This is a genomic window from Erysipelothrix anatis (genome assembly GCF_009828745.1).
Taxonomy (GTDB): domain Bacteria; phylum Bacillota_I; class Bacilli_A; order Erysipelotrichales; family Erysipelotrichaceae; genus Erysipelothrix; species Erysipelothrix anatis.
Genome location: NZ_WTSX01000005.1, coordinates 107,504 through 134,043 on the forward strand (window position 1 = coordinate 107,504; position 26,540 = coordinate 134,043).

General features: G+C 38.8%; 21 protein-coding genes. 5 read left to right on the forward strand and 16 right to left on the reverse strand.

What is annotated here, in order from left to right; translation table 11 throughout:
• Positions 1 to 62: 62 nt before the first annotated feature.
• From pknB to gmk, 5 genes are read right to left on the reverse strand one after another with little or no spacing between them, the layout of a single operon-like run.
• On the reverse strand, positions 63 to 1,835 hold the full coding sequence (pknB, locus tag GVV19_RS05180; RefSeq protein WP_159646018.1) for a Stk1 family PASTA domain-containing Ser/Thr kinase: 1,773 nt from the start codon (positions 1,833 to 1,835) through the stop codon (positions 63 to 65).
• Positions 1,832 to 2,560 (reverse strand): PP2C family protein-serine/threonine phosphatase, encoded by a 729-nt coding sequence (locus tag GVV19_RS05185; RefSeq protein WP_159640235.1) that lies wholly within the window; start codon positions 2,558 to 2,560, stop codon positions 1,832 to 1,834. The genes pknB and GVV19_RS05185 overlap by 4 nt, the downstream gene beginning before the upstream one ends.
• Before the next feature lie 30 nt (positions 2,561 to 2,590).
• Positions 2,591 to 3,805, reverse strand: coding sequence for a transcription antitermination factor NusB (locus GVV19_RS05190; RefSeq protein ID WP_159646021.1), 1,215 nt, complete (start codon positions 3,803 to 3,805; stop codon positions 2,591 to 2,593).
• Positions 3,806 to 3,807: 2 nt separating this feature from the next.
• The gene (gene priA / locus GVV19_RS05195; RefSeq protein ID WP_159646024.1) at positions 3,808 to 5,937 is read right to left on the reverse strand and encodes a replication restart helicase PriA; all 2,130 of its coding nucleotides are present in this window, start codon (positions 5,935 to 5,937) and stop codon (positions 3,808 to 3,810) included.
• A gap of 32 nt (positions 5,938 to 5,969) precedes the next feature.
• Complete coding sequence (gene gmk, locus GVV19_RS05200) at positions 5,970 to 6,542, reverse strand: guanylate kinase (RefSeq protein ID WP_159638740.1); 573 nt, start codon at positions 6,540 to 6,542, stop codon at positions 5,970 to 5,972.
• A 209-nt stretch (positions 6,543 to 6,751) separates the two neighbouring features.
• On the opposite strand from gmk, the gene GVV19_RS05205 reads away from it, so the two are divergent.
• Positions 6,752 to 8,377 (forward strand): Rqc2 family fibronectin-binding protein, encoded by a 1,626-nt coding sequence (locus tag GVV19_RS05205; protein WP_159646027.1) that lies wholly within the window; start codon positions 6,752 to 6,754, stop codon positions 8,375 to 8,377.
• 272 nt (positions 8,378 to 8,649) lie between these two features.
• Here the strand turns inward: GVV19_RS05205 and GVV19_RS05210 are convergent, their stop codons facing one another.
• Positions 8,650 to 9,393, reverse strand: a complete 744-nt coding sequence (locus tag GVV19_RS05210) for an endonuclease/exonuclease/phosphatase family protein (RefSeq protein ID WP_159646030.1) — start codon at positions 9,391 to 9,393, stop codon at positions 8,650 to 8,652.
• A gap of 9 nt (positions 9,394 to 9,402) precedes the next feature.
• Positions 9,403 to 10,038: a M48 family metallopeptidase gene (locus GVV19_RS05215; RefSeq protein ID WP_159646033.1), complete on the reverse strand. Its 636-nt coding sequence runs from the start codon at positions 10,036 to 10,038 to the stop codon at positions 9,403 to 9,405.
• A gap of 97 nt (positions 10,039 to 10,135) precedes the next feature.
• Between GVV19_RS05215 and GVV19_RS05220 the strand changes: the two genes are divergently transcribed.
• Positions 10,136 to 10,906 (forward strand): HAD-IIB family hydrolase, encoded by a 771-nt coding sequence (locus GVV19_RS05220; RefSeq protein ID WP_159646036.1) that lies wholly within the window; start codon positions 10,136 to 10,138, stop codon positions 10,904 to 10,906.
• Between the two features lie 8 nt (positions 10,907 to 10,914).
• The gene (locus tag GVV19_RS05225; protein WP_159638752.1) at positions 10,915 to 11,481 is read left to right on the forward strand and encodes a hypothetical protein; all 567 of its coding nucleotides are present in this window, start codon (positions 10,915 to 10,917) and stop codon (positions 11,479 to 11,481) included.
• Between the two features lie 107 nt (positions 11,482 to 11,588).
• Here the strand turns inward: GVV19_RS05225 and glmS are convergent, their stop codons facing one another.
• The 6 genes from glmS to hrcA form a co-directional block, all read right to left on the reverse strand.
• Positions 11,589 to 13,391 (reverse strand): glutamine--fructose-6-phosphate transaminase (isomerizing), encoded by a 1,803-nt coding sequence (gene glmS, locus GVV19_RS05230; RefSeq protein ID WP_159646039.1) that lies wholly within the window; start codon positions 13,389 to 13,391, stop codon positions 11,589 to 11,591.
• Positions 13,392 to 13,803: 412 nt separating this feature from the next.
• On the reverse strand, positions 13,804 to 16,359 hold the full coding sequence (locus GVV19_RS05235; RefSeq protein WP_159646042.1) for an ATP-dependent Clp protease ATP-binding subunit: 2,556 nt from the start codon (positions 16,357 to 16,359) through the stop codon (positions 13,804 to 13,806).
• Between the two features lie 75 nt (positions 16,360 to 16,434).
• The gene (dnaJ, locus tag GVV19_RS05240) at positions 16,435 to 17,544 is read right to left on the reverse strand and encodes a molecular chaperone DnaJ (RefSeq protein WP_159638758.1); all 1,110 of its coding nucleotides are present in this window, start codon (positions 17,542 to 17,544) and stop codon (positions 16,435 to 16,437) included.
• Between the two features lie 24 nt (positions 17,545 to 17,568).
• Positions 17,569 to 19,371, reverse strand: a complete 1,803-nt coding sequence (gene dnaK, locus GVV19_RS05245) for a molecular chaperone DnaK (RefSeq protein WP_159638760.1) — start codon at positions 19,369 to 19,371, stop codon at positions 17,569 to 17,571.
• A gap of 15 nt (positions 19,372 to 19,386) precedes the next feature.
• Positions 19,387 to 19,926, reverse strand: coding sequence for a nucleotide exchange factor GrpE (grpE, locus tag GVV19_RS05250; RefSeq protein WP_166083019.1), 540 nt, complete (start codon positions 19,924 to 19,926; stop codon positions 19,387 to 19,389).
• Positions 19,907 to 20,941, reverse strand: coding sequence for a heat-inducible transcriptional repressor HrcA (gene hrcA / locus GVV19_RS05255; RefSeq protein WP_159638764.1), 1,035 nt, complete (start codon positions 20,939 to 20,941; stop codon positions 19,907 to 19,909). The genes grpE and hrcA overlap by 20 nt, the downstream gene beginning before the upstream one ends.
• A 215-nt stretch (positions 20,942 to 21,156) precedes the next feature.
• Between hrcA and GVV19_RS05260 the strand changes: the two genes are divergently transcribed.
• Both GVV19_RS05260 and GVV19_RS05265 read left to right on the forward strand, forming a co-directional pair.
• Positions 21,157 to 21,702 carry an NADPH-dependent FMN reductase gene (locus tag GVV19_RS05260; protein ID WP_159646045.1) on the forward strand — a complete coding sequence of 182 codons (546 nt, stop codon included), beginning with the start codon at positions 21,157 to 21,159 and terminating at the stop codon, positions 21,700 to 21,702.
• 21 nt (positions 21,703 to 21,723) lie between these two features.
• On the forward strand, positions 21,724 to 22,158 hold the full coding sequence (locus GVV19_RS05265; protein ID WP_159640199.1) for a MarR family winged helix-turn-helix transcriptional regulator: 435 nt from the start codon (positions 21,724 to 21,726) through the stop codon (positions 22,156 to 22,158).
• Between the two features lie 208 nt (positions 22,159 to 22,366).
• Here GVV19_RS05265 and xerA read toward each other — a convergent pair whose 3' ends face one another.
• From xerA to topA, 3 genes are read right to left on the reverse strand one after another with little or no spacing between them, the layout of a single operon-like run.
• A complete protein-coding gene (xerA, locus tag GVV19_RS05270) occupies positions 22,367 to 23,227 on the reverse strand; it encodes a site-specific tyrosine recombinase/integron integrase (RefSeq protein ID WP_236262323.1) in 861 nt (286 codons plus the stop codon).
• Positions 23,228 to 23,234: 7 nt separating this feature from the next.
• Positions 23,235 to 24,524, reverse strand: a complete 1,290-nt coding sequence (gene trmFO / locus GVV19_RS05275) for a methylenetetrahydrofolate--tRNA-(uracil(54)-C(5))-methyltransferase (FADH(2)-oxidizing) TrmFO (protein ID WP_159646048.1) — start codon at positions 24,522 to 24,524, stop codon at positions 23,235 to 23,237.
• Positions 24,505 to 26,535, reverse strand: a complete 2,031-nt coding sequence (topA, locus tag GVV19_RS05280) for a type I DNA topoisomerase (protein WP_159646051.1) — start codon at positions 26,533 to 26,535, stop codon at positions 24,505 to 24,507. Before topA ends, trmFO begins: the two co-directional genes overlap by 20 nt.
• Positions 26,536 to 26,540: the final 5 nt, after the last annotated feature.

Consider the following 26,540-nt stretch of genomic DNA (forward strand, 5'->3'; position numbering starts at 1 on the left):
TACCTCATACCTCTATTTTAGCAATTTTCTCAGTGCGTGCAGTTTTATGCACTTAGTTTACATTACTCCGATCCTGGTTTGTTTGATCCTGAATTTCCAGATTCAGGTTTTCCATTATCAGGGTTGCCGGTATCTGGTTTTTCTGGTTCCGGTTTTGTTTCAGGCTCCGGATTGGTCATCTTTTCATAATAATAAAGCGTTACAGAACTTCCCTCATCTTGAACATAATAGCTTCCTGCTAATGGATTAGTACGTTTGACAACATTGTACTCAAGTTCTTTAATTTCAGCGAGGCTAAGCCCTGCCTGTGGCAATAATTCTGTTCGCGTTACGATCCCCAACGCTTCAAGTTCTTGTTTGGCTGCCGCAACTGATTTACCTGTAACATCTGGAATTAAAAGTTGCATCTTTGAACTTACTGTCAGCGTCAATTCACGTCGTTGGTTCGGGACAATTTTATCACCTGGATTTAACCCTGATTGACTAATTACAATTCCTGGAGCCATATCTTTTCGCGGCTCAGTTACTGTCTTAATTTCAACATTAACATCTTTAAGCGCTTGTGTCACGGCTTCCACCGTCATACCCGTATAATCTCCTACTTCGAACATCTTTCCATGGGATACCGTTAATTTAATCTGGTCTCCTTTAGCAACAGTTGCTCCTTCACCAGGCTTTGTTGCCATAACAATGCCGGATTCGTATTCGTCTGAGTAACTGTAACTCACAGAAGCATTTACATTTAATCCTAATTGTTCAAGTGCTACTTTCGCTTCTTCAACTGTCATACCGGTAACTTTCGGAACTTGAATATCAACTTTAGGTTTTGGTCTGAATAGAAACCATGCAAAGAGTCCCACCACAACAACAGCGGCAACACTTCCCCCAATTATCATCATTTTTTTACGTTTTTTCTTTTTGGCCTCGAGTTCAGCTTCTTCTTCAGTTAATGTTCCGAGTACACGTGTCCCTTGGTCATCTTCAGGTGTTTCAAACTCCCACAAGGGTTCATCGGCACGAGAAGGGTCCAAAATATCTGACAAATCCTCGATAAATTCATCGATATTACGGTAACGGTAGTTTCGATTTTTGACTGTTGCTTTAGCAATAACATTTACGATTGAATTGGGCAAACTCGGATTGAATTTTTGAACCGAGGGAAACGGGTCACGCATATGTTTCATCGCAATTTCGACAGGATTTTCCCCACGATACGGAATTTCACCCGTTAAGAGTTCATAAAATACGACGCCCAGTGCATAGATATCTGATTGCTTCGTTGCACCTTCTCCACGCGAAAGTTCTGGAGCCATATAATGGACCGACCCTAATACCGAATCATGACGTGTTAATTGGATTGCGTCGCCTGCAAGGGCGATACCAAAGTCAGTTAGTTTTACAGTTCCATCATCTTTGATGAGCACATTTTGTGGTTTGATGTCACGGTGAATTACTTGATTCGCATGTGCAACTTGTAGTGCTTGTGCAAGCTGTTTGATAATCGCAACAGCTTCAAACTTATCCAAAGCGCCACGTCGATGAATCAACTCTTTTAATGTTGTACCTCTCACCACTTCCATTACAATATAGTGTTGCCCATTGTCTTCACCGACATCGTAGACTTCTACAATTCCTTGATGACTAAGGCGACTCGCAGCAGTTGCTTCACGCTGAAAACGAAGCAGTGATACTGGGTCTGTAGACATTTCGCCACGCAGCCGCTTTAATGCAACCTCACGGTCTAAAACTGTGTCTTTCGCAAGAAAAACATCGGCCATTCCGCCATTTCCGATTCTACGAATGAGTATGTATCGATTCCCTATGATTTCCGTCATTTTTTGTCACCCTCCAACAATATTATCGAGATGTTATCATAGCCCCCAGAACGGTACGCCATTTCCATAAGTCGATGTCTTTTTTCTAGTATATTTCCTTCATTCATTATTTGTGTGATCATTGAGTACGGAACATAGCCGTGAAGACCATCACTGGATAAGAGAAGATAATCCCACCCTTTTTCAATGGTAATTGTTTCAAATGAGATTCTTTCATCGATTCCAACTGCATTCATGAGTACATTTCGTTTTGGATGTTTATCAATTTCTTCTTTAGAGATTTGATTACGACGGTACATCTCGTACGCATACGTTTGATCTTCTGATAGTTGTGTTAAGTTTTGATTCTCAAAACGATAAATGCGACTATCTCCAATATTAAAGGCAATTGCACCATCTGATAAAATAATGCAAGCAATCATAGTTGTACCCATCCCTTGGAATTCAGGGACCACTAACGATTCATGATATACAGCTCTATTTACTTCAGTAATCGCTTTATTAAACCAGGTAGTTACCTCATCTAGCGTCGTAAAGTATTTATGGTCTACAAACGATTCCGCTAACATACGTGCGGCCATTTCACTTGCAACTGAGCCAGCATTAGCACCACCTATACCATCACATACCATCGCTAAAAGGGCATTATGATTTTCTACAACTGCGACATTATCTTGGTTTTCTTTTCGTAATAATCCTATTTCGCTAATGCTTGTATATTTCACGGTTAGACCTCTCATTTCTTCTTGTCTATCTTAATATTTACGTTGTAACTTGGCAATATAGAATCCATCACCCATGGTTTCCATCGGGTTCATGGTTTCATCGTGAAGCAACGTAAAGTTGTCATGATTCTCTAAAAACTCTTTAATTTGTTTTTCATTCTCTTTTCGATTCAGTGTACAGGTTGAATACATCAAGATACCTGATTCTTTTACCATCGGTGCAATGTGACTGAGCATGTCTTTTTGAAGAGTCACTAGCGTATCTAAATCTTGTGGATAAATATGATATCGTAAATCATGTTTGTGCGAAAGAACGCCCAATCCTGAGCATGGTGCATCAATAAGAATACGATCGTATTGTTCCTTCGATTGATACTCAAGTACATCTTGCGTGTGAATTGTCGCAATTTGTACATTTGTTCGTTCCATCAATTGACGTGTGGATGTTGCTCGCGATTCATATAATTCTACGCCATCAATAACACCATTATTTTCCATAAGTGCGGCAATTTGGGTTGTTTTTGTTCCTGGACCACAGCAGCAATCAAGAACGCGCATACCTGGCTCCAACGCCATCTGTTTCACAACCTCTTGAGAATTAACATCTTGAATTAAGAGGTATCCCTCATCAAGATAGTTTGTCTTAAATAATTCAGCTTTCGCAATCGTATGCCCCCCAAGTGTATCAAATACTGAAGGATCCAAAGTATCGGTTGGTTTTAGTGTATTTAAGCGAACATATGCAGGCTTGATTTGTTGGCAGTAAATTGCGTAATCCAGTGCAAATGCTTCCGAGTATTGTTTGCTTAAAAGTTTTAAAATCCATAATGGCATGCTGTACTGAATTGATGCTACTTGAAGTGTATCGCCTTCAATAGGTCGTTCGCCTCGCTTCATAACATTTTTCAAAACAGCATTAACGACACCCGCATAGCGGAATTTTTTTATTTTCTTTGCTAGATCCACTGACTCATTTACGATGGCATAATCGGGTATTTTATCCATTTTGAAAAACTGTGCCAGTCCCATTTTAATTATTAACTGAATCTCTTTCGGGAGTTTCTTATCAATTAAATCTTCGAATTGATAATCAAGATACAAACTATGTTGCAACGTTGTGTACACAAGTGCACTTACAAACGCTTGATCTTCAGGTTTTAAATCTAATTCTTTTAACACAAGGTGAGCATGTCTATCTTTGAAGTAAACTTCAGATAGAACTTTGTAGGTTTCGGTTCTTCTCATCTTTATTCGAGCGTTAATGGATTAACATCAACACTCACTCCTGTTCTATTTATTTTCTTATACAACTCTAATGCTTGATGCGTTTTAGCGATCATAACATCGAGATCTTTTCCTTTTAATATTATACGGCTTCTGTGCCTACGATTCAAACGTCGTAACATGACTGGACCGATTTGTTGAATTTGTGGGTCTTCGACAAACGGAACGAACCCGTTTGCAGCTGCGAATGCTTTGTCTGCATCTTCATCACTAAATATTATAGAAATAAGGTAGCGATACGGTGGATAATTTGCGATTTGACGGTAGTTCATTTCAAATTTGAAAAAGTGCTTATATTTTTGGTGAATCGCTGTTTGAATCGCGTAGTGATCTGGATTGGCCGTTTGAATCATGACTTCCCCTGGATATTGGCCGCGCCCTGCACGCCCAGATGCTTGGAGTAGCATTTCAAATGAAAGCTCTACAGCACGGTAATCTGTGTGAGCCAATGCAGTATCGGCATTAATAATCCCTACTAATGTCACATTCTCAATATCGAGACCTTTCGCGATCATTTGGGTTCCAACAAGAATATCTGTTTCGTGATTCATGAAGGCATTTAGAATTTTTTCGTGAGCATTTTTTTGACGGGTAGAATCTGCATCCATACGACCAATTCGAGCCTGTGGAAACAATACTTGTAAATGCTCTTCCAAACGTTGTGTTCCAACGCCACTACCAACTATGTTTTGATTTCCCTTCGCGTTCGCATTGTGATGTGCTGCGTATCCACACACATGACATTTCAAACTTGCTTCATCTTTATGATAGTTTAATGAGACATCGCAATTCGGGCATTGAATTACCTCATTATTGACATCTTTAAGCAAGGTCATATACCCACGCCGATTCAGCAACAACATAACCTGTTGTTTTTTTTGTAGGCGATCATAGATTCCGTCGAGTAACGTCGGTGTCAGCAAATGAGATGCACGGTTTTTAAGTGCCTGACGCGTATCGATTACGGTTACTTTGGGAAAGGTCTGATTGACACGTTCTGGTAGTTCCAAAAGTGTATAGACTCCTTTTAGAGCTCTTGCATAAGTCTCTAATGCTGGTGAAGCGCTCCCTAAGACCAAAGGACATTTATGATACTTGCTTCGGTGAATCGCAACATCACGAGTGTGGTAGAATGGTGTATTTTCTTGCTTATAACTACTGTCATGTTCTTCATCCATTACGATTAATCCTAAATTTTGAAATGGCATAAAGGCCGCGGATCGTGTGCCAACGACAATATTGACCTCACCCCGTTTAACCCGCATGTACTGTTCATATTTTTCTTGGTCATTTAATGCAGAGTGATAAATCGCGACGTCTTCACCAAAGCGCGTAGAAACACGATCAATCATCTGTGGTGTTAGTGAAATTTCAGGAACTAGAATTAATACTTGCTGCCCCTGACTCACAACATCATGTGCCAACTGTAAGTATACCTCAGTTTTTCCACTACCTGTTACACCATGTAACAAGTAAGTGTGTGCACTGTTAAAGTGTACCCGCTTCAGGATATCTGATTGCGCATCTGTTAATGCGTACTTTGCATCCTGCTGAACTATTGGCTTACTTTCGTAGATAACCTCTTGATCTTCGAGTGCAAGGATTCCCTTATCGATAAGACTACGGAAACCAGAGTACATTTTTTGTGCTTCTTTTACAGGTAATGTTGTATCCGTGCGAAATGCATCTAGAAATTGTTTTTGAGTCGGTGTCAGTCCTTGGATATTCCCATGCAATCGGCGAACTACCCGTTGTGTTTTAATACGCTTGGTATTCGATTTAGGTCGTAATTTATTGGGCAAAATTGTTTGAAGACAACGGATCATTGGAGCTATCGTTTGGTCTTTCATCCATTCTGCCAATTCAAAAAGTTCTTTATTTATTACCGGTTCGTCATCCAAAACTTCTATAATTTCAGCAATCTCATAATCCATAGGAATTGGGGGATATACTTGATTCACGAAGCCAATAAGCTCACGGTTATTCATCAAAACCTTAACACGCATACCCGCTTTTACATCATGACTACCGCTTTGGTAAGTCAGTGTTTTGTTTCCTAAAAAACTATTTTCTATATAGACATCAAGATACATGCTCATCCTCCTATAAAGACTTAAAACAACTCCTAAAGAGTTGTTTCAATGTTTCGCTTAATAATTAGTGCAACAGAGTCTGCTGCGAGTTGTGGGTTCTCATTACAAATAACGTATCGGTAGTGGTTCATTAGTTCCATTTCTTTACGTGCCTTATCCAATCGTTCTTGGATAACATCTTGTGACTCTGTTTGACGTCCTTCAATCCGTCGTTTTAACTCTTCCATACTTGGTGGTACTAAAAAGATACTCAAGGAATCTGGTACTTTATCAATAACTTGCCGTGCACCTTGTACTTCAATTTCTAAGAGTACATTTTTCCCAAGATCGCGTAAGCGGTCCACTTCCGCCATCAATGTACCATAGTAATTGCCAACAAACTCTGCATATTCCAACATTTCATCATTTTCAATTGCTTCTTTAAAACGTTCTTGACTCACAAAATAGTAGTCTTTTCCGTCAATTTCACCATTTCGCGGTTTACGCGTCGTCATTGAAATTGAAAATGCAAGATTCAGTTCTTCCTTTTCAAAAAAAATCTTTCGTACAGTTCCTTTACCGACACCGCTTGGACCCGAAAGAATAATGAGTAATCCTCGTTTCATAAACACCATCCTCTTAAATATTTTTATTATTATACCACAGCTTCTCTTAAAATGCTTTTAAACTCGTGTATTTTACAGTGATTCTGCGACAATTTAACACATTAAATTTCATACATTTGAATGATACTCCAATTCTACAGTTATTCTGTGCTTTGCTTTCGAGACGCATACCGGTATGATATAATACTATCACTTGAGAGGTTGATACTATGGCTATAGATGGCGTTTTACTACATCGCATTGTTACTTTAATGGACGAATCGAGTCCAATCAAAATTAATCGCATTACCCAACCGTCAAACCACGAGTTTTTAATTCATGGTTTTGCTGGTAAAAAAATGAATTTAATGATTTCAACACATCCGGTATTTAGTCGCGTTCAATGGACCCGATCAAAACCTACAACGAACATTGACCAAACACACATGCTCACCTTGATGCGTAAGCATTTAGATGGTGGTATTATTACAAAAATTGAACAATATGGTTTTGACCGAATCATTGAAATACATGTTGAACATCGCGATGATATGGGCGTGATTCGCCCGTATCGATTAATTGTCGAGCTTCTTGGGAAGTACGCAAACGTTATTATTGTGGATGATAATGGCATTATTGTGGACGCCCTCAAACGAATTTCTCCCTTTGAAAATACGTCACGCGCAATTGTAAGCGGAAGCACCTATGATTACCCACCACAATTTGATAAAAAGTCATTCATGGACTTAGCGACATATGATCCTGAGAGTGCATTACGAAATCAATTTAATGGTATTTCACCTTTACTTGAACGTGAGTTGACACATCGTCTAAAAACCGAAGATGCCGATACCATCGTTCAAGAACTGATGACATCCACAACTCTTTATGTTTATGATAATGACTTTCATATCATCCCGTTAACGCACCTCAATAAACCACATCAAGAATTTCCAATCATGGAAGGATTGGATGCTTTCTTCCACGATTTACAAGAACAAGACCGGATTAAAGCACAAACAGGAGATTTGGTTAAACTCATTCGACGGGAACTTAAACGCAGCAAACAAAAGTTACCACGATTGTACGAAGATGTAGAAAAGGCATTAGACAGTGATCATCTACGTGAATATGGAGACCTTCTCTTCGCCTTCGCTAGCACACTTCCAAATGGGCAAAACGAGATTACGCTTGAAGACTTTAGTGGCAATCCAGTCACGATTCCGTTGGACCCTCGTTACTCTGGAAAAGACAACGCGCGACTTTATTTCAAAAAGTACCAAAAAGCGAAAACATCGATTCGTTATTTAGAAGAACAAATCGATAAAACTGAAGCCCGGATTCATTATTTTGAAGGGTTGCAAGTTCAAGTCGAACAAGCATCCGTTGAAGATGCACAGGAAATTCAAGAAGAATTAGTATCACAAGGGATCGTTCATCAACGACGACTTAAACGACGTCAAACACAACAAAAGAAGAAAAAACCAAATTACACAACGATTGTGTATGACGATGAAACAACTATCTTTGTTGGTAAAAACAATATTCAAAATGATGCAATCACCTTTAAGCTTGCACGAAAAGATGACATGTGGTTTCATGCTGCATACGACTTTGGCGCCCATGTCTTAATCAAAACGCCCGAATTGGACGAACAAAAGATTAGATTATGTGCTCACCTTGCAGCTTATTTTTCTAAGAGCAGACTCGGTAGTTCCGTTGAAGTACACTATACCCAAGCCCGTAATATCAAAAAAATTCCAGGTGGTCAGTTAGGTCTCGTAAGTTTATCCACTCACAAAAGTATCTTTATAGATCCTGATAAAGAACTCATCGACCACTATATCGGCAATTAATAACCATTACATAGCAAACAACACCATGCTATACTATCTATAGAGCAAGTAAAATAAAGGAGGCATTGTACATGACACCATTTTTAGCTATTCTTCTTCCTGTATTCTCGGTCATCTTTATGTATTTCGTAATCAAACATCTCTATATCATGCGTTGTGATGTTTGAGAAATGAAAGTGATGATGCAAGAAGCATTTGATAAGCAACACCGCCCCCATAATGATTTTGATGCACACACGCAAGAAAAAGAGTCGGAATAATCCGACTCTTTTTTATGTTTGAGAAATTACACCTATAACTGGAAAATGATCCGAATTATAACGCCCTTTTTCGTTTACGGCGACTACAATATCACTAGCATGAATTGTCCATGAATCGTCCAAGAAAATATAATCAATTCGTTCCATATCCATGACATCCTGTTGAGTATCAAAATCATTAAACGTTCCAAACTTTGAATCTTTCGCAACACTTTGGTACTTTGCTTCTAAAAGTTGAATCGGGGCTGCATCGGGTGTCAAGTTAAAATCACCAGTGATGATCACAGGTAAGTTTTTGTCCATCAATGTCGTTAAAACATATATTTGTTTTGCTTGTGCATCCGTTACAATATGGTCAATGTGACATGAAGCAAATTGAAAGACAACATCTGATTTCTTAATTCGAAATGTCGCAATCGTTGCGACACGATTGCATGCTGAATTCTCAAATTTACTTGGCACATCAGGTGTATCGGACAACCAATACGTTTTATCCTCAAGGCATTCCAATGTCTGTTCATTAAAAAGAATGGGAGATGCTTCACCTGAGCCATCAACTTCACGGGCCTGTCCAACAAGCCGATATCCGGGAATCTGTGCCAAATCATGGTATTGCTTTGGTGTTACTTCTTGTAAACCAATCACATCATAAGCATCCTTTTCCAAGGATTCTATTAAGTACTGTGACCGATATTTCCAAGAATCAACACCATCATTGGCTAATAAACGAATGTTATATGTTCCAACTTTCAACATTATAGTCTCCTAACGCCCCTTGCGTTCTTTAATTACATATTTATAGTCTGGCATTTGTTTTTCAATAATTGCATAGAAAGCAGCACTATGATTAAATTCTAAAATATGTGCACATTCATGCAACACGACATACTCAATGAAACGGTGATTTTCATGAAAGAGGTACGTGTTAAAGGCTAACTCACCACCACGGTTACAGCGACCATAGATTCGCTTGTACTTTCTGATTTTATACTTTGGTACTTGGATTCCCAGCGCCAAAGCATAGTGCGTCACCAAAGCGTCAAGCTGTTTATCCAACAAATCTTTAAGGTGAAGAAGCACCGTACGTTCTAATCGATCCACACTCCATGATGTCGGATACCTTAATATTACCGTATCCTTTTCTAGTTGAATCTCAAATTTAGCACTGGCATAATACGTGATTGGGTATGTCGTACCAAATATCTTTAACGACGGTTGTTCCCACGTAAATCCTGCCGGTTCATACGCATCTAGATGCTTCATAATCCAATGTTCTTTTTCTTTCACAAATGAATCAATCAATGGTTTTGGAGTTTGATGTGGTGCCCGTACGAATACTTCCCCATCTCTAACATGTAATGCTAGTGTTTTCCTGTTTGAATATATAATTTCTATTTTCATAGACATATCATATCATGTTCGTTATGAATTATTAACGAAATTAATAAGTCCAACTTTTTCGTTGCATAAACGTGGTATAATACGTTAGGTGATAAAAATGAAAAATTCAGAGATATTTTATTTTGACGTAGATGGGACACTCTTAGACAATAAGAGTCATACAATTCCCGAATCTACAATTGAAGCTTTAAAGCAATTAAAAGCCACTGGTTACAAAATAGCTTTATGTACAGGACGTAGCCTTTCTGGCGCATATGAGGTTGGTGTCGTTGATATGATGCCATGGGATGGATTTGTTCTCGCAAATGGTTCACAAATCTTAGATGCTTCTTTAAATACTATTAAAGAAACACCACTTCCTGTAGCATGGCTTCATGACTTACTTAAAGTCCATGATGGTCCATTTTTAATGGAAGGTGATACCCTCTTTTTAAGTAGCGAACCCAATCAACGTCTTGTTGATTCATTTGCACATTTTCACATTGATACTTACTACCCAGTTCAAGCGTACAATGATGAAAAAATCTTCAATTTAATGTCGTATGCTTTTGACACAATTCCTGAAGCACTTCGTGAGGAAATGTTTAAAGATACGATAACCGTTCTTGATCAACTTGGAAATACAGAAATTATGAGCATTGAATCCGGAAAGCACAATGGAATTCAACATCTAAATAGACATTTAAAGACAACACGTTACACAATGTTTGGAGATGGCGAAAATGATATGGATGCGCTCGCAGGTGCAACCTATTCTGTTGCTATGGGAAATGCAGTTGCTCACGTCCAAGAAAAAGCAAAATATGTGACCAAGCCAGTAAATGAAGATGGAATCTACCATGCCCTTAAAGCGCATGATGTTATTTAGGAGATACTATGAGTAAGAAAAAAAATGGATTAAGTGAACTCGAAGAGTTATACCAATTTGGTATTATCAAAGATAAGAGACGCCGATTGATTTTAGTGATTCCCAACAAGCAAGAAGGCTATCACCTTCAAGCAGGAGATATGACTAAAGTTCGTTTGCTTGATGGACAATATATTTGGGCGGCTTTACTCTTTGTTTTAGGGATTGGACTTTTAAAACTTCCATTAATTGCCGTGACTGTATTTGCCGTTGCCGTAATTGTTGGATTTGAAGTGTTCAAACGGTTTGTCTTCCTGAAAGACAAGCAAATCATCAAAATATCAGATACTGATTATGCAAAACTTGAATCCGAAGAAGCACTCCGTGCACTCAAGTCAGATCGCTTCATGGATTTCATTTTGCCAATTTTCGTTGCTCTTGTCTTAATTTCAAGACAATTCGAAATTGGTGGCTACCAAGGTATTGAAGCTACAGTCTTTAGTCTCCTCATCGCATTATCAGCAGGATTCTTTGCTTACAACTTCTTTAACTGGTTGAAGATTCTCAAAAAACTTAAAGCATTCAAAAAGAAATAATCATAAAGCACATCTCTCGATGTGCTTTTTTTAATAAAAAGCGATATCGAGCAGGATATCGCTTTTCGTCGTTCAGCGTAATCAGAAAGTGAGGACTGATTACTGGTTTATTCTACAGTTACTGATTTTGCAAGATTTCGAGGTTTATCAACATCAAGACCTTTCAAGTCACTGATCATATAGGCAATGACTTGCAATGGAATGATTGCCACAAAAGGTGCGACCAACGCCGGAACATTTGGAATAGTAATAATTGAATCCTCTGGATCCAATCGATACGCCACCTTTTCCATAATAACACAGAGAATTTGACCATCTCGTGCCTTTATCTCTTGAATGTTACTGATTGTTTTTTCGATTAAATGTGATTGCGTTGCAACTGCAACCGTTAATATTTGGTCATCTATGAGGGCAAGGCTGCCGTGTTTGAGTTCGCCCGCTGCATAAGCCTCACTATGAATATATGTAATCTCTTTAAGTTTCAAAGACCCTTCGACTGCTAAGGCACTATCCAAACCTCTACCCACATAGAACGCACTGTTCAAATTTATATACGGCTGGACGATTGCCTCAATATCGTTTCTATGTTGAATCATTGTGTCCATAGCATCTAACATTGTATTCACATCTGTCATGTTGATCGACGTTTGGGATAATTTGTGTGCAAGTAAATAGAAACATGTTATCTGACTCATATATGCTTTGGTACTCGCGACTGAGCGTTCAATCCCTGCTTTTGTTAATATCAATGCATCGACATCACGCGCAATTGATGAACCATCGACATTAACGATTCCCAGTGTTCTAATACTTTTAGATTTAGCTAAACTTAAACATGCTAGTGTATCCGCAGTTTCTCCCGATTGACTTACAACGATTACTAAGTCTTGGGGATTTAGAATTGGATTGCGATAACGAAATTCACTTGCAACGTCAACATTTACTGATTTACGAGCAAGCGTCTCAATCCAGTGCTTACCAACTAAACCTGCATGCATTGCAGTACCACAAGCAACAATATGAATCGTCTCAATGTCTTCAAAGAATAGGTCGTCAATTCCATCTGCCTCAAAACTTGCGAATCCATCTTGAATACGATTTTGCAGGGACCGCCTCACAACACTTGGCTGTTCAATAATTTCTTTCATCATATAGAATTTTTCGCCTTGCAGGCCGACTTCATCAATATTCCATGATGCATGTTGTACATCAAATTGCATTTCTTCACCACTGCCAGCATCAAAGATTTCGAGCTTATTTGATGATATCATCGCAATACTCGATTCATCCAATAAAACAAAATCTCGAGTATAGTCCAAAATTGGTGTCATATCAGATGCAATGAAATACTCTTGATTACCAATTCCAATGAGGAGCGGACTCCCCTTTCTGATAGCATAAATTGTATTCGGTACATCTACAAACATCACTGCAATTGCATATGAACCCTCGATGCGCTTAAGAAACGCTTGAATCGTCTGTAATGGATGTTTGATCGTCGAATACATACTATCTAGCAGCTTAGCTGCTACTTCTGTATCTGTTTCAGATTCAAATTGATACCCTTCGCTTATTAATTCCTGTTTAATTGATTGGTAGTTTTCGATAATTCCGTTATGAACCAATGTCACCAATTTACCACGGTGTGGATGCGCATTTTGCTGCGTTGGTTTTCCATGAGTTGCCCACCGCGTATGCGCAATTCCTACACAGGGTTGAAGCGATTGAACCGATCGACTGGGTTCAATAATGTTTGCTACACGACCCAATACTTTGACCGTGCTAAAATCTGTATCCGTTGCAACAGCAAGACCTACAGAATCGTAACCACGATACTCCAGATGAGACAAGCCCGCAATTAAAACATCGACTGCATTTCGTGCGCCGACATATCCTACAATTCCACACATAAAAAATCTCCTTCGATTATGATTATATTTAAGTTTTAATGTCGTTGATCGTATTATTATGATTGAATCAACATTGTAATGGTTAATAAGGGTTTTGTGTCTTTGTCCTTATCTAACGGTCCATTAACCGAAGAGGCATCCGCCGATATTCGATACTCCTCTTTCCTCGTCACTCTTCTTTGAGCCGGGCGCTATAATTATCGTCTTTTTTATCTCCTTTCATTAGGGTAAAAGAATATCACATGCACTTTCAAAGCACAATAAATTGGTATAAGTTTTCAATATTTTTCAAAATTATGTCCCTATTTAGTGGCGCATCGCTATGGCATTTTTATTTTTTATTGACTGAATGTATCGTTTTAAATATTTTTTTCAAAAAAAAAGACCGACGTGTGTCGGTCTTTCGATGTTCTTAATTTAGTAATTCAGCTGCGTTGACTACGGATAATACAAACTTACCGTCTTCAACATCAACAACTATGGTTGCGTGTGGTGCAACATCTTGTTCAATTAGTAAATAAGCGATACGTGTTTCGATTTCACGTTGAATAAAACGTTTCATTGGTCGCGCACCGTAAGTTACATCACTTCCTTGTTCAACGATAGCATTGATAGCTTCCGAAGTTACGTCTAAATTAATATCACGATGTTGAATACGAAGTGCCAACTCGTGAACAAACTTAATTGCAATATCACGTAAGACCGCATCATTCAATGCATTAAAGACAATGATCTCGTCAATACGGTTGATGAACTCTGGTTTGAAGTGACTTTGAACTGCTTGCATGTAATTGTTGTTGCGGATTGATGTATCCTTTTCAAATGCAAACTGGCTTCCTAAGTTTGAGGTCATAATAATAATTGTGTTTTTAAAATCCACTGTTACACCTTTACTATCTGTGATCCGACCATCATCAAGAATTTGTAATAAGACATTGAATACGTCTGGATGAGCCTTTTCAATTTCATCCAATAGCACGATTGAGTAAGGATGACGACGGACTTGCTCCGTTAATTGTCCCCCTTGTTCATAGCCAACATATCCTGGAGGCGCACCAATTAAACGCGCCACACTGTGTTTTTCCATGTACTCACTCATGTCAATCCGTATGATTTGATTTCGGTCATCAAACAACTGTTCAGCAAGGACGCGGGCAACTTCAGTTTTACCAACACCTGTTGGTCCCAAGAACATAAAGGATCCTAACGGACGGTTCTCGTCTTGGATTTGTGCTTTCGAACGCAGTATCGCATCCGTTACGATTTGTAATGCGTCATCTTGACCCTTAACAGATTTTTGAAGCTCAGCTTTAAGATTCAAGAGTTTTTCTCGTTCTGATGCTACAAGTTTGGTAATGTTGATACCCGTCCATTTCGAAATAATTTCAGCAATTAATTCTTCAGTAACGACCTCTTGGATCATACCACCTTCTTTTTCAAGCTCACTGTCCGCTTGGATTTGTTTCTCCAATGCCGGAATCGTTTCATACTGAAGTCGAGCAGCATCTTCATACCGTGCTTCATTTTGAGCACGCTCGTAATCTAATTTTGCTTTCTCGAGTTCTTCTTTAGCATCCTTCATACCGTCGACAGCTTGTTTTTCTTTTTCCCATTGTGCGAATAGAATATCATGTTCTTCTTTTAGATTACTGAGCTCTTCGACTATTTCATCTAAGCGGTCAAGTGCCCGATCATCCGTTTCATCTTTCAATGAAATTTCTTCAATCTCAAGCTGACGGATACGACGTGTTAACTCATCCAACGCCTCAGGCATTGACTCCATCTCAACTCGAATCGAAGCACTCGCTTCGTCAATCAAGTCAATTGCTTTATCCGGTAAGAATCGGTCAGTGATATATCGATCTGATAATTTCGCTGCGGCGACAATCGCTTCGTCCAATATGGTAACACCATGGTGAGATTCAAAACGATCTTTAAGTCCACGTAGGATGGAAATGGTGTCGTCTACAGTTGGCTCTAAAACTGTAACACGTTGGAAACGACGCTCTAGTGCTGCATCTTTTTCAATATTTTGACGGTATTCATTAAATGTGGTTGCTCCAATCAAATGAAGTTCACCACGCGCAAGCATCGGTTTTAGTAAATTTGCAGCATCCATGGATCCTTCTGTTTTACCTGCACCAACAAGATTATGAATCTCATCAATAAAGAGGATGATATTTCCGTCTGCTTTCTCAACTTCTTCAAGCACCGCTTTGAGCCGCTCTTCAAACTCACCGCGATATTTTGCACCTGCTATTAGAGATCCCATATCCAGCTCAATAAGCTGTTTGTTTTTCAAACTGTACGGAACATCACCACGCATAATACGCCATGCTAGACCTTCCGCAATTGCTGTTTTACCAACCCCAGGTTCACCAATTAAAATTGGATTATTCTTTGTTTTTCGACTCAATATTTGGATAACACGACGAATTTCATCATCACGACCAATGATTGGATCGACTTTACCGTCACGAACATCTTTAACGAGATCGCGACCATATTTTAAGAGTGCATCGATGTTATTTTCTGCTTGCGGTGAATCAATAGTTCGACCTCCGCGATGCTCAAGCATAACTTTCTCTACTTCATTGTAAGGCAGTAAATTTTTATAGATTGATTCTAACTCCACAATGGCTAAGAAAATTGCATACAAGGATACATAGACATCCCCTTGTTTCTTTGACCATTCCGTTGCTTTCATCATCATCTGACCAAATTCATTGCTTGCACCAAGCTGAGCTCCTTGAACCTTAGGCAAACGCGATAATGCCTCTTCGGTTATATTGGATAACGCAGCTTTCTCGACATTGCTCTCCATAAGAATAATGTCGAGGTCATTGGTGTTTAAGATTGCTTTCATCACATGAAGTGGTGTCAGCGAACTATGACCCATTGCGGTTGCGTAGTTTACAGCCTCCATAATGGCTTGTTGGGATTTTTCAGTTAAGTTATCGTTGTTCATTGCTTTACCTCCTTTATGTTTTAGCAATTAAACTCTATGAGTGCTAATTGATAGTTTAAAGAAAAGTGATTTGCATCACTTGAACGCGTTTTTAAAACGGTCAAAGACGCTCTCACCTTTTTCTTCTCTTAGTGTTTCATAAGTTTCACGTTCTTGACGTGAAAGTTTTGTTGGGACTTCCAATTTAACTTCTACGAATTGGTCTCCCATACGTGAGGAACGTAAATCTTTAATTCCTTTATCACGCATTCTAAATTTCGTGTTTGGTTGGGTACCAGCAGGAATTGTGAGAGTCACATCTCCATGAACTGTAGGAACATCAATTTCAGTTCCCAGTGCTGCATCAACTACAGAAAGCGGAACTTGAATATGAATGTTGTTTCCATCACGTTTGAAGTGTTTATGCGGTTTCACACCAATCTCTACGAAGAGATCACCATTAGGACCACCATTTAAACCACGTTCCCCTTTGCCAGAGACGCGAAGTTGTTGTCCTGATGCAATACCTGCAGGAATTTTAATATCAACGTTTACACGTTTGCTATTGAATCCTTTACCACCACATTCTTTACAGAATTTCGTGATTGTTTTACCCGTTCCACCACAATCTGGACATGTTGTCGCAGTTTGGAATGTACCAAACGGTGTACGTTGTTGTGTTACAGTTTGACCGGTTCCACTACAACGGGAACATGTTTTAATATCTTCTTTTGAATGGGCGCCTGTTCCGTGACATACATGACATTGTTCATCAACGTTTAAAGTAACTGTTTTCTCAACTCCGAAAACAGATTCCATAAAGTCAATGTTCATACTCATGAAGCGATCTTGACCTTTTTGTGGCGCATTTGGATCGGCACGGCGTGTACCGCCGCCACCGAATCCGCCACCAAAGAAGGAACTAAAGATATCGCCAAAGTCATCGAAGCCTGCAGCACCACCGCCACCATATCCAGCATTTTGATCAAATGCAGCATGACCGAATTGGTCATAATTCGCACGTTTAGAACTATCAGAAAGAATATCATATGCTTCCTGAACCTCTTTAAATTGCGCTTCTGCTCCATCTTCTTTATTAACATCTGGATGATACTTTTTCGCAAGCTGACGATAGGCCTTTTTAATTTCTTGATCAGATGCACCTTTCGATACACCTAAGACTTCATAATAATCGCGTTTAGCCATATCTAACCTCCGTATTCAAATTCATTAATTCTTTTCTTCAAATTCTGCGTCAACAACTGTTTCATCAGTTTCAGGTTGTGCTTCACCTGCTTGTTGTGCTTGTTGCTCATACATTGCTTGTGACATCGCTTGAGCAGCTTGTTCAAGCGCATCAAGTTTTTCACGCAATGTATCCATATCATTTTCATCTAATGCTGATTGTAATTCATCACGTAGTTTCTTAACTTCTTCTTTTTGTGCCTCATCAACGTTTGCATCTTCATTTTCTAATGTTTGATCAATTTGGTTGATAAATTGTTCTGCACGGTTTTTGAGCTCAGCTTCTTCACGAAGTTTAGCATCTGCTTCAGCATTTTCTTCAGCTTCACGAACCATACGATCGATTTCTTCATCGCTTAATCCTGAACTGTTTGAAATTGTGATTGATTGTTTTTGGTTAGTACCTTTATCAAGTGCTGACACGTTAACAATACCGTTAACATCGATATCAAATGTAACTTCGATTTGAGGAACACCGCGACGTGCTGGTGCAATACCATCAAGTTTAAATAAACCAAGAGATTTATTATCTTTCGCCATTGGACGTTCACCTTGTAAGACATTAATATCTACCGCTGGTTGATTATCCGCATAGGTTGAGAAGACTTGTGATTTCGATGTTGGAATCGTTGTGTTACGTTCGATCATTGCAGTCATAACGCCACCTGCAGTTTCGATACCTAATGATAATGGCGTTACGTCTAATAGTAAGACGTCTTTAACATCACCTGAGATAACACCACCTTGAATAGCTGCTCCCATAGCAACAACTTCATCAGGGTTTACAGATTTGTTTGGTTCTTTACCAAGTTCTGATTTTACAGCTTCAACGACAGCTGGAATACGTGTTGATCCACCAACCAAGAGAACTTGATGAATGTCATTTCGTGTTAAGCCTGCATCTTTCAATGCTTGGCGTACAGGAATCATTGTGCGTTCCACTAAGTGTTTTGTCATTTCTTCAAATTTAGCACGTGATAATGTTGTTTCTAAATGGAGTGGTCCTGCTTCACCAGCTGAGATAAATGGTAATGAAATTTGTGCATTTACAGTTGATGATAAGTCTTTTTTCGCTTTTTCAGCAGCTTCTTTGAGACGTTGCATCGCCATTTTATCATTTGCTAAATCAATGCCATTTTCTTTTTTGAAAAGTGCTACTAAATGATCAACGATAATGTGGTCAAAATCATCTCCACCAAGTTTGTTATCACCTGCAGTTGATAATACTTCGAAAGTTCCATCTGCTAATTCTAAGATTGAAACGTCAAAGGTACCACCACCTAAGTCAAAGACTAATACTTTTTGTTCGATATCTGTTTTATCGATACCAAAAGCTAATGCTGCAGCTGTTGGTTCGTTAATAATACGTTCTACTTCTAAGCCTGCAATACGTCCCGCATCTTTTGTTGCTTGACGTTGAGCATCGTTGAAGTATGCTGGTACTGTAATAACAGCTTTTGTTACTTTTTCTCCAAGATAATCTTCCGCATATGATTTAATGTATGACAAAATCATTGCCGAGATTTCTTCAGGTGTATAGTCTTTATCTTCAAGATGTACTTTTTCACCTGTACCGATTAAACGTTTAACGGATACTGCTGAGTTTGGGTTCGTTACAACTTGACGTTTTGCGGCATCCCCAACGATACGCTCTCCGTTTTTAAAACTTACGACTGAAGGCGTTGTACGATTTCCTTCTGGGTTTGTAATAACTTTAGCTTCGCCGCCTTCCATGACAGCGACAGCTGAGTTTGTTGTTCCTAAGTCAATTCCAATTACTTTACTCATAATTTATATTCTCCTTTACTGACTCACTTTTACAAGACTCGCACGTAAAATGCGATCTTTTAACATATAACCTTTTTGTAATTCCATAACGACGGTGTTCGGTTCTACACCTTCGACTTCTTCCATCATCATCGCTTGATGAATATTTGGATCAAAGGGTTGGTTCAATGCTTCGATTGGTTCAACACCCTCTGCTTGCAATGAAGCCATGAGCTGATCATAAATCATTTTTACACCTTCACGGAAGGCTTCATCACTTGTATCTTGACTTAAAGCGCGCTCCAAGTTATCAATCACTGGGAGGACACTCAATGCAAAACTTTGAATACGATACTTACGTGTTTGTTCATGTTCGCGTTGTAATCGTTTCTTCAAGTTTTCTGTATCTGCAAACGTTTTAAGATAATCATTTTTTAATGTTTCAATTTCAAGCAATAATGCTTCATTGATTTCTTCTAACGTTGGCTCTTCAGTTGCCTCTTCTACTTTTTCAGCAACTACAGCTTCTGTTTCTAAATTTTCTTCATTTGTTGTTTCATTCTTCGTTTCGTTCATTTGGACCACCTTTCCCATACACTTCATTTACCAATTCTGAGACGTAATCAATGAGCGACACGACTCTGCCGTATTCCATACGGTTTGGACCAACTACCATCAACTGGTGTTCAGAATCATCACCAAGTTTTAAGGTGCTTGATACAACCGCCATATCATCGACCCACATTAATTCACTATGCGTTCCTTTTTGGAGTCGAATATTCTCATGATTAATTGAGAGTTCTTGCCACATTTGGCTGTTTTCCAACATGGCCATGAGCTGTCTCAATTTCTCAATATTTGAGAACTCTGGTTGATAGAGCATATTATGTTCACCACTTAAGTAAACTTCACTTTGGGCAAACTTCACAAATGCACCTACAAAGGCCTCAAACAGCACCTCATATTGGTGTAACTTCGCAGCTAGCAAAGGACGAATGCTTTCCATTTTTTCAACGACATCACCCAAACGCGAACCTTTTAAACGCTCGTTAAGGATAATTGTGCATTGTTCGATATCTTCAATACTAACTTGTTGTTCAAAATTAAAGATTCGATTCTCTGCATGTCCAGTCTCTGTAACAAAGACTGCCATCGCTGATAATTCATTTAATGGAATCAGCTGAACACTTTTCAGAATTTCAGCTTCTGCACTAGGACCTAACACAACAGCTGTTAAGTTGGTCATATGTGAGATAATATCACTACTTTGACGAATGGCTTCATCGATATCTAAACGACGGTCAGAAAAGACTTGGGCAATCGCATGCTCAACGCTGGCATTCTCTTGATCTTCCATGAGATGCTCAACGTAGAAACGATAACCTTTTGTCGAAGGAACCCTTCCAGACGATGTATGTGTCTTTTCAATAAGTCCCATTTTTTCTAGATCTGACATTTCATTGCGTATCGTCGCAGACGAGTACGGTAAGTTAAATTTATCAATCAGTGTATTCGAACCAATTGGTTCCGCTGAGTTAATAAATTCCGTAACAATCGCTTTAAATATTTCTACTTTACGCGGTGTTAGCATATTATTTCTCGCCTCCTAAACACACATTTCTGTGCCTGTTATTATTATAGTACACGAGTTTAGCAGTGTCAACGCCAAAGTGCTAAAACTTCCTTTTTTTGTTTGAAATCATCGTAAAAAAAATTATTGTGAGCAAGTTAGTTGAAAAGTGGACTATTTTTGAATTACACTACTAGCATAGTTCGTGATACAAAAACTAACAGGAGGTACACACTATGAATATCGGAGTTATTTTAGGAAGCGTTCGCGAAGGACGCAATGGCCAAGCCGTAGGAAAATGGGTAATGGATTATGCAGCGACTCGTTCTGACGAGAATGTTACATATGAACTCGTTGACCTTAAAGATTATGACCTACCACTTTTAGGAACACAACCCACAGAAGCTCAAGGACAAGCAATCCAAAATTGGTCATCAAAGATCGCTTCATTCGACGGATATGTTATTATTACTGCAGAATACAATCGTGCAGTTCCTGGAGCATTAAAAAATGCACTTGACTATTTACATCCAGAAGTACACAATAAACCAGTCGGATATGTTGCTTATGGCGGACTCGGCGGTTTATCTGCAATTCAAACAATACGCTTAGTCGCAGCTGAACAAGAAATGGCTTCAGTACGAACAATGGTAACATTCTCATTAATGGCAGATTTTGAAAACATGTCAGTGTTTAAACCACATGACTACCATACCGTTAATGCTGAGAAAATGTTCGATCAAGTCCTTCTTTGGGCTAAAGCATTTAAAACAATTCGTTAATTATAAAAAAAGGGGGTAATTATGGACACCAACGATCTTTCTATTATTTATGATAAATTACTAGTCATTCACCAAATGATGAATAACAACTTAAACGAACAAGCAAGATTATTGGGCTACAATACCTCAGAGTACCTTGTGCTGATGGATCTTGCAGTTCATCCTGATACAGATTTAACCAGTCTCTACAGTCGCTTAGGCATGAAGAAAAGTGCTGTTTCCAAAATTGTACAAAATCTTGTAGAACGGGATATAATCACACGCCAGGAAGATCTTGACGATAAACGCAAAGTTCATCTCGCATTATCTGAGAGTATCGCAAATACAATTTGCAAACACAGTGCGGTCAAACAAGCTTTTGCTGGAATTGAACAAAAACCATGTGACCTTGCAAATATTCAAAATGCACTGGATGATGTCATTGCGATGCTAGACTCGAAAAATCAAACACTTTAAACCTCTTCTCACCAAGAGGTTTTTTTATATACAAAAAAGCACTATGTTGGGGACACAGTGCTTTTTTCATATTTTTGGGGAAAGAATATGTGTATGCTTGTTATTTCTGATAGGAGAAGAAATATTCATACTTAGTAAGATGTATTATCTCTTACACCTACGAGTATACACATTTATTGTGTTAGTAAAACGATAGCACAATGTTAGATTATGTGAGTGGCAATTGTTTCATTGCCGCATCATACGCTTCACGAATTTTTTGAATCGATACATGAGTATAAATCTGAGTTGTACTCAATGATTCATGTCCGAGTAGTTCTTGTACAACCCGCAGGCTTGCACCATTATCCAATAAGTGGGTCGCGAAACTATGTCTTAGCATATGGGGGTGGACTTTTTTCCGTAGGCCTGCTTTCTCCCCTTGTTTTTCGAGAATGTACTGTATACCCCGAGGTGTTAAAGGTTTCCCCGAATTATTTACAAAGAGTTGTTCAACATTCTCATGAACTAAAGACGATCTATAAAACTCGATATATCGTCTTAGCTTTGGCACAAGTTCTGGATAGATAAACAAGAGACGCTCTTTGTTACCTTTTCCGATAACACGAATTGTTCGTGCCCCTAAATCAAGATCTGAGATGCGAAGATCGACCGCTTCACTGACACGTAATCCAGCTGCATACATAACTTCAATAATCATTTGATTTCGGACACCCAAACTATTGTTCTCGCAACTCAAAAGTAATTTTTCAATTTCATCATACATCAGAAAGTCTGGTAACTTACGACTTCTTGATTTAACTTTAATAAGTGTAAACGGATTGTTTAAAGCACCATAGTTAAGTTGTAAGAATTTTAAAAATGAACGTAGGCTTGAAACCTTTCGCGCAACACTTGCTGATGAAAGTCTGCCTTCGTACAATTCACTCAGAAATCCATACGCTACTTCTTGGGGTAAATTTAGAACATCGTAATCTGAACCGATAAACTCTAAAAATTGAGACACATCACGGTGATAGGCATCCGTCGTATGATCCGAAGATGTGTTTGTCAGCGCAATGTGTCTCAAGAATTCATCAAGATAATTGTTCAAGTAAATGATTAATATGTTCCTGACTACGAATTGCCATCGCTTCACGATCTTTAAGTCGGTTCCCTAAAAGACCAAAGTTAGCATTCATAGGTTGGAAATGATTGGGATTCGCATTCGCAATATACTGTGCCATCGAACCCATAACAGTTTCAGTAGATAAATCAATAAGCTCTTTTCCTTCAAGATAGTGAATCATATTCAAAGCAGCAAACAATCCGCTTGCGGCCGATTCTACATACCCTTCGACACCACTAATTTGTCCTGCGAAGAACAAGGAGTCACGCTTCAGCGTTTGAAAGTGCTTATTAAGAATTAGTGGTGATTTAATGAATGTATTTCGGTGCATTACACCATAACGTACAATCTCAGCATTTTCAAGCCCGGGAATCATTTGGATGATTCTTTTTTGATCACTCCACTTAAGGCGTGTTTGGAATCCTACTAAGTTGTAAAGAGAACCCGCAGCATTATCCTGACGCAATTGAACCACGGCATAAGGACGTGTCCCATCAGGTTTCTCAAGACCAACTGGTTTAAGTGGACCAAATAGCATCGTTTTGATGCCACGACGAGCCATAACTTCAACTGGCATACACCCTTCAAATACTTTAATGTCTTCAAAATCACGGGCTGCTGCTTCTTCTGACTCAAGAATTGCACGATAAAATGCATCAAACTCATCACGCGTCATCGGACAGTTAATATAATCTTGCCCATCACCTTTGTCATATCGTGATTTCCGATATGCAATATCAAAGTTAATGCCTTCTACCGATACAATAGGTGCTATTGCATCATAAAAGTGCAATTCACTTTGTCCCAAATAGTTCATTAAGTATTCCGAAAATGAATCAGAGGTTAGAGGACCAGTAGCTACAATTGTTGGAATATCATCGAGTTCTACAACTTCTTGATTTATGATTTGGATATTTTCCATTGCTCGAATTGCCTCAGATACTGCTTCACTGAATCCAACACGGTCAACGGCGAGGGCACTTCCCGCAGGAAGTTTATGCTGTTCACCCATGCGCATAATCAAGCTATCAAGCATTCTCATTTCTTGTTTTAATAATCCCACCGCATTCGTAATGTCGTCGGAGCGAAATGAGTTTGAGCATACAAGCTCCGCAAAGTTTTGAGTAACGTGCGCAGGTGTCATTTTAACAGGTCGCATTTCAACGAGTTCAACATGATATCCACGCTTAGCTAATTGATATGCTGCTTCACTACCCGCTAACCCTGCTCCAATAACTCTAACTTGCGTTTGTTTCATCTTCTGCCTCTTTTTTCTTTGCTTTTTTCTTACTGTTTTCATTGGGTTGAATGTAACGACATTTAGGGAATGATGAACATCCTACAAACCAAGTTCCATAACGACTCTTACGTTTCACTAAATCACTACCACATTCTGGACATTGTTCACCCGTTTTTTCTGGTTCCGGACGACTTTCTTGCTCTAAAGCACGATTATAGCGACATTCTGGGAAATTCGCACAAGCAATAAACTTGCCATAACGTCCGAAACGGTAGACAAGCTCTCCACCATCTAGAGGACATACTTCGCCAACTTTTTCGACTTCAACTTTTTCCATTTTTTCATCAGCTTCAGCAAGCAATGGATAGAATTTATCAACAAATCGTTGAAGTGCTTCGATATTATTCATATCTCCATCTGCGATTTGATCTAACTCACTTTCCATTTCCGCTGTATAGTGAACATTAATCACTTCAGAGAAATGTGACTGAAGGCTATCATTAGTTAAAACACCCTGTTCTGTAGGTTTGAATACTTTCGTACGCGATGTATCAGAAACCGCACCAAATGTCGCATAAGCTCGATAAACGATAGTATCAAGAATCATTGAGTAAGTACTTGGACGGCCAATGCCTAATTCCTCAAGTTCTTTAATGAGACGGGCTTCAGTGTAACGAGATGGTGGCTGTGTAAAGTGTTGGTTTTGTTCGATATTACGAGCTTTATAGGCTTTCGCTTCATCAAGTTCACCGAGCATTTTATCGGTACTCTTCTCGTAATCATAAACTTTGAGGTAACCGTCAAATTTCAACGTGGATCCACTACCATTAAAGTCGTAATCATTTTGACTGAAAACAACACTTACCGCATCATATTTCGCAGCCGACATGAGTGATGCAACAGCACGATAATAGATAAAGCGATATAATTTATACTCGTCAGGTGTTAGATATTGTTTTACGGATTCTGGTGTACGATCAATGCTTGTTGGGCGGATTGCCTCATGGGCATCTTGTGCATTATCATTCTTTTTACCTTCACGGTATTTACCAACGTATTCTTTGCCATGTGTTTTTAAGATATATGCTTTCGCATCCGAAACAAATGAGTCACTAAGACGGGTTGAGTCGGTACGCATATAAGTAATCAAACCTTCTGCTTCTGACCCCATTTGAATACCCTCATAGAGTTTTTGTGCAACACGCATCGTTTTCTTCGCTGCAAAACCAAGTCGCGTTGAAGCTTCTTGTTGTAGCGTTGATGTAATAAATGGTAATTTCGAATCTTTCTTACGTTCTTTTTTCTCAAGTTTTGTAATCGTAAATTCGCCTTGAACCGCATCATATACGACTTGAGCCGCTTCAGCATTTTTTATTTCGAGTTTTTTTCCTTTATAACGTTCAGCACTTGTTTCAATAAGGTATTCTTGATTCTCAAAGAACGCCAAGACTGACCAGTACTCTTCAGGAATAAATGCATCGATTTCTTTTTCACGATCGACAATCAGTTTTAAAGCAACGGACTGAACACGACCAGCACTTTTACTCTTAATTTTTGATTGAAGTAATTTCGAAAGTTTAAAACCGATAATTCGGTCAAGAATACGACGTGTTTCCTGTGATTTGACTAAGTCCATATCGATTTTACGTGGCTTTTCAAAAGCACTTAGAACTGCATCTTTTGTAATTTCATTAAAAACAACACGATTGGTTAAATCCGTGTCAATTCCCAATTCATCTGCCAAATGCCATGAAATGGCTTCCCCTTCACGATCGGGGTCAGTTGCAAGATAAACATTATCTACTTTTTTAACTTTCGCTTTTAATTCTTTTACGACATCTTTTTTGTCTTTACTAATTTTGTATGTTGGTTCAAACTCATTTTCAAAATCGACACCTAAACCATCTTTACCACGTGTGGCAAGATCACGAATATGGCCTTTGGATGAAACGACTTCAAAGTCACTTCCCAAATATTTTTCTATCGTTTTTGATTTTGATGGTGACTCAACAATTACCAGATTTTTCATAGTTG

Coding starts and splice junctions, on each gene's coding strand:
- pknB (WP_159646018.1), bottom strand. CDS start 1,835: ATGACGGAAATCATAGGGAATCGATACATACTCATTCGTAGAATCGGA.
- GVV19_RS05190 (WP_159646021.1), bottom strand. CDS start 3,805: ATGAGAAGAACCGAAACCTACAAAGTTCTATCTGAAGTTTACTTCAAA.
- priA (WP_159646024.1), bottom strand. CDS start 5,937: ATGTATCTTGATGTCTATATAGAAAATAGTTTTTTAGGAAACAAAACA.
- gmk (WP_159638740.1), bottom strand. CDS start 6,542: ATGAAACGAGGATTACTCATTATTCTTTCGGGTCCAAGCGGTGTCGGT.
- GVV19_RS05205 (WP_159646027.1), top strand. CDS start 6,752: ATGGCTATAGATGGCGTTTTACTACATCGCATTGTTACTTTAATGGAC.
- GVV19_RS05210 (WP_159646030.1), bottom strand. CDS start 9,393: ATGTTGAAAGTTGGAACATATAACATTCGTTTATTAGCCAATGATGGT.
- GVV19_RS05215 (WP_159646033.1), bottom strand. CDS start 10,038: ATGAAAATAGAAATTATATATTCAAACAGGAAAACACTAGCATTACAT.
- GVV19_RS05220 (WP_159646036.1), top strand. CDS start 10,136: ATGAAAAATTCAGAGATATTTTATTTTGACGTAGATGGGACACTCTTA.
- GVV19_RS05225 (WP_159638752.1), top strand. CDS start 10,915: ATGAGTAAGAAAAAAAATGGATTAAGTGAACTCGAAGAGTTATACCAA.
- glmS (WP_159646039.1), bottom strand. CDS start 13,391: ATGTGTGGAATTGTAGGATATGTCGGCGCACGAAATGCAGTCGATGTT.
- GVV19_RS05235 (WP_159646042.1), bottom strand. CDS start 16,359: ATGAACAACGATAACTTAACTGAAAAATCCCAACAAGCCATTATGGAG.
- dnaJ (WP_159638758.1), bottom strand. CDS start 17,544: ATGGCTAAACGCGATTATTATGAAGTCTTAGGTGTATCGAAAGGTGCA.
- dnaK (WP_159638760.1), bottom strand. CDS start 19,371: ATGAGTAAAGTAATTGGAATTGACTTAGGAACAACAAACTCAGCTGTC.
- grpE (WP_166083019.1), bottom strand. CDS start 19,926: ATGAACGAAACGAAGAATGAAACAACAAATGAAGAAAATTTAGAAACA.
- hrcA (WP_159638764.1), bottom strand. CDS start 20,941: ATGCTAACACCGCGTAAAGTAGAAATATTTAAAGCGATTGTTACGGAA.
- GVV19_RS05260 (WP_159646045.1), top strand. CDS start 21,157: ATGAATATCGGAGTTATTTTAGGAAGCGTTCGCGAAGGACGCAATGGC.
- GVV19_RS05265 (WP_159640199.1), top strand. CDS start 21,724: ATGGACACCAACGATCTTTCTATTATTTATGATAAATTACTAGTCATT.
- trmFO (WP_159646048.1), bottom strand. CDS start 24,524: ATGAAACAAACGCAAGTTAGAGTTATTGGAGCAGGGTTAGCGGGTAGT.
- topA (WP_159646051.1), bottom strand. CDS start 26,535: ATGAAAAATCTGGTAATTGTTGAGTCACCATCAAAATCAAAAACGATA.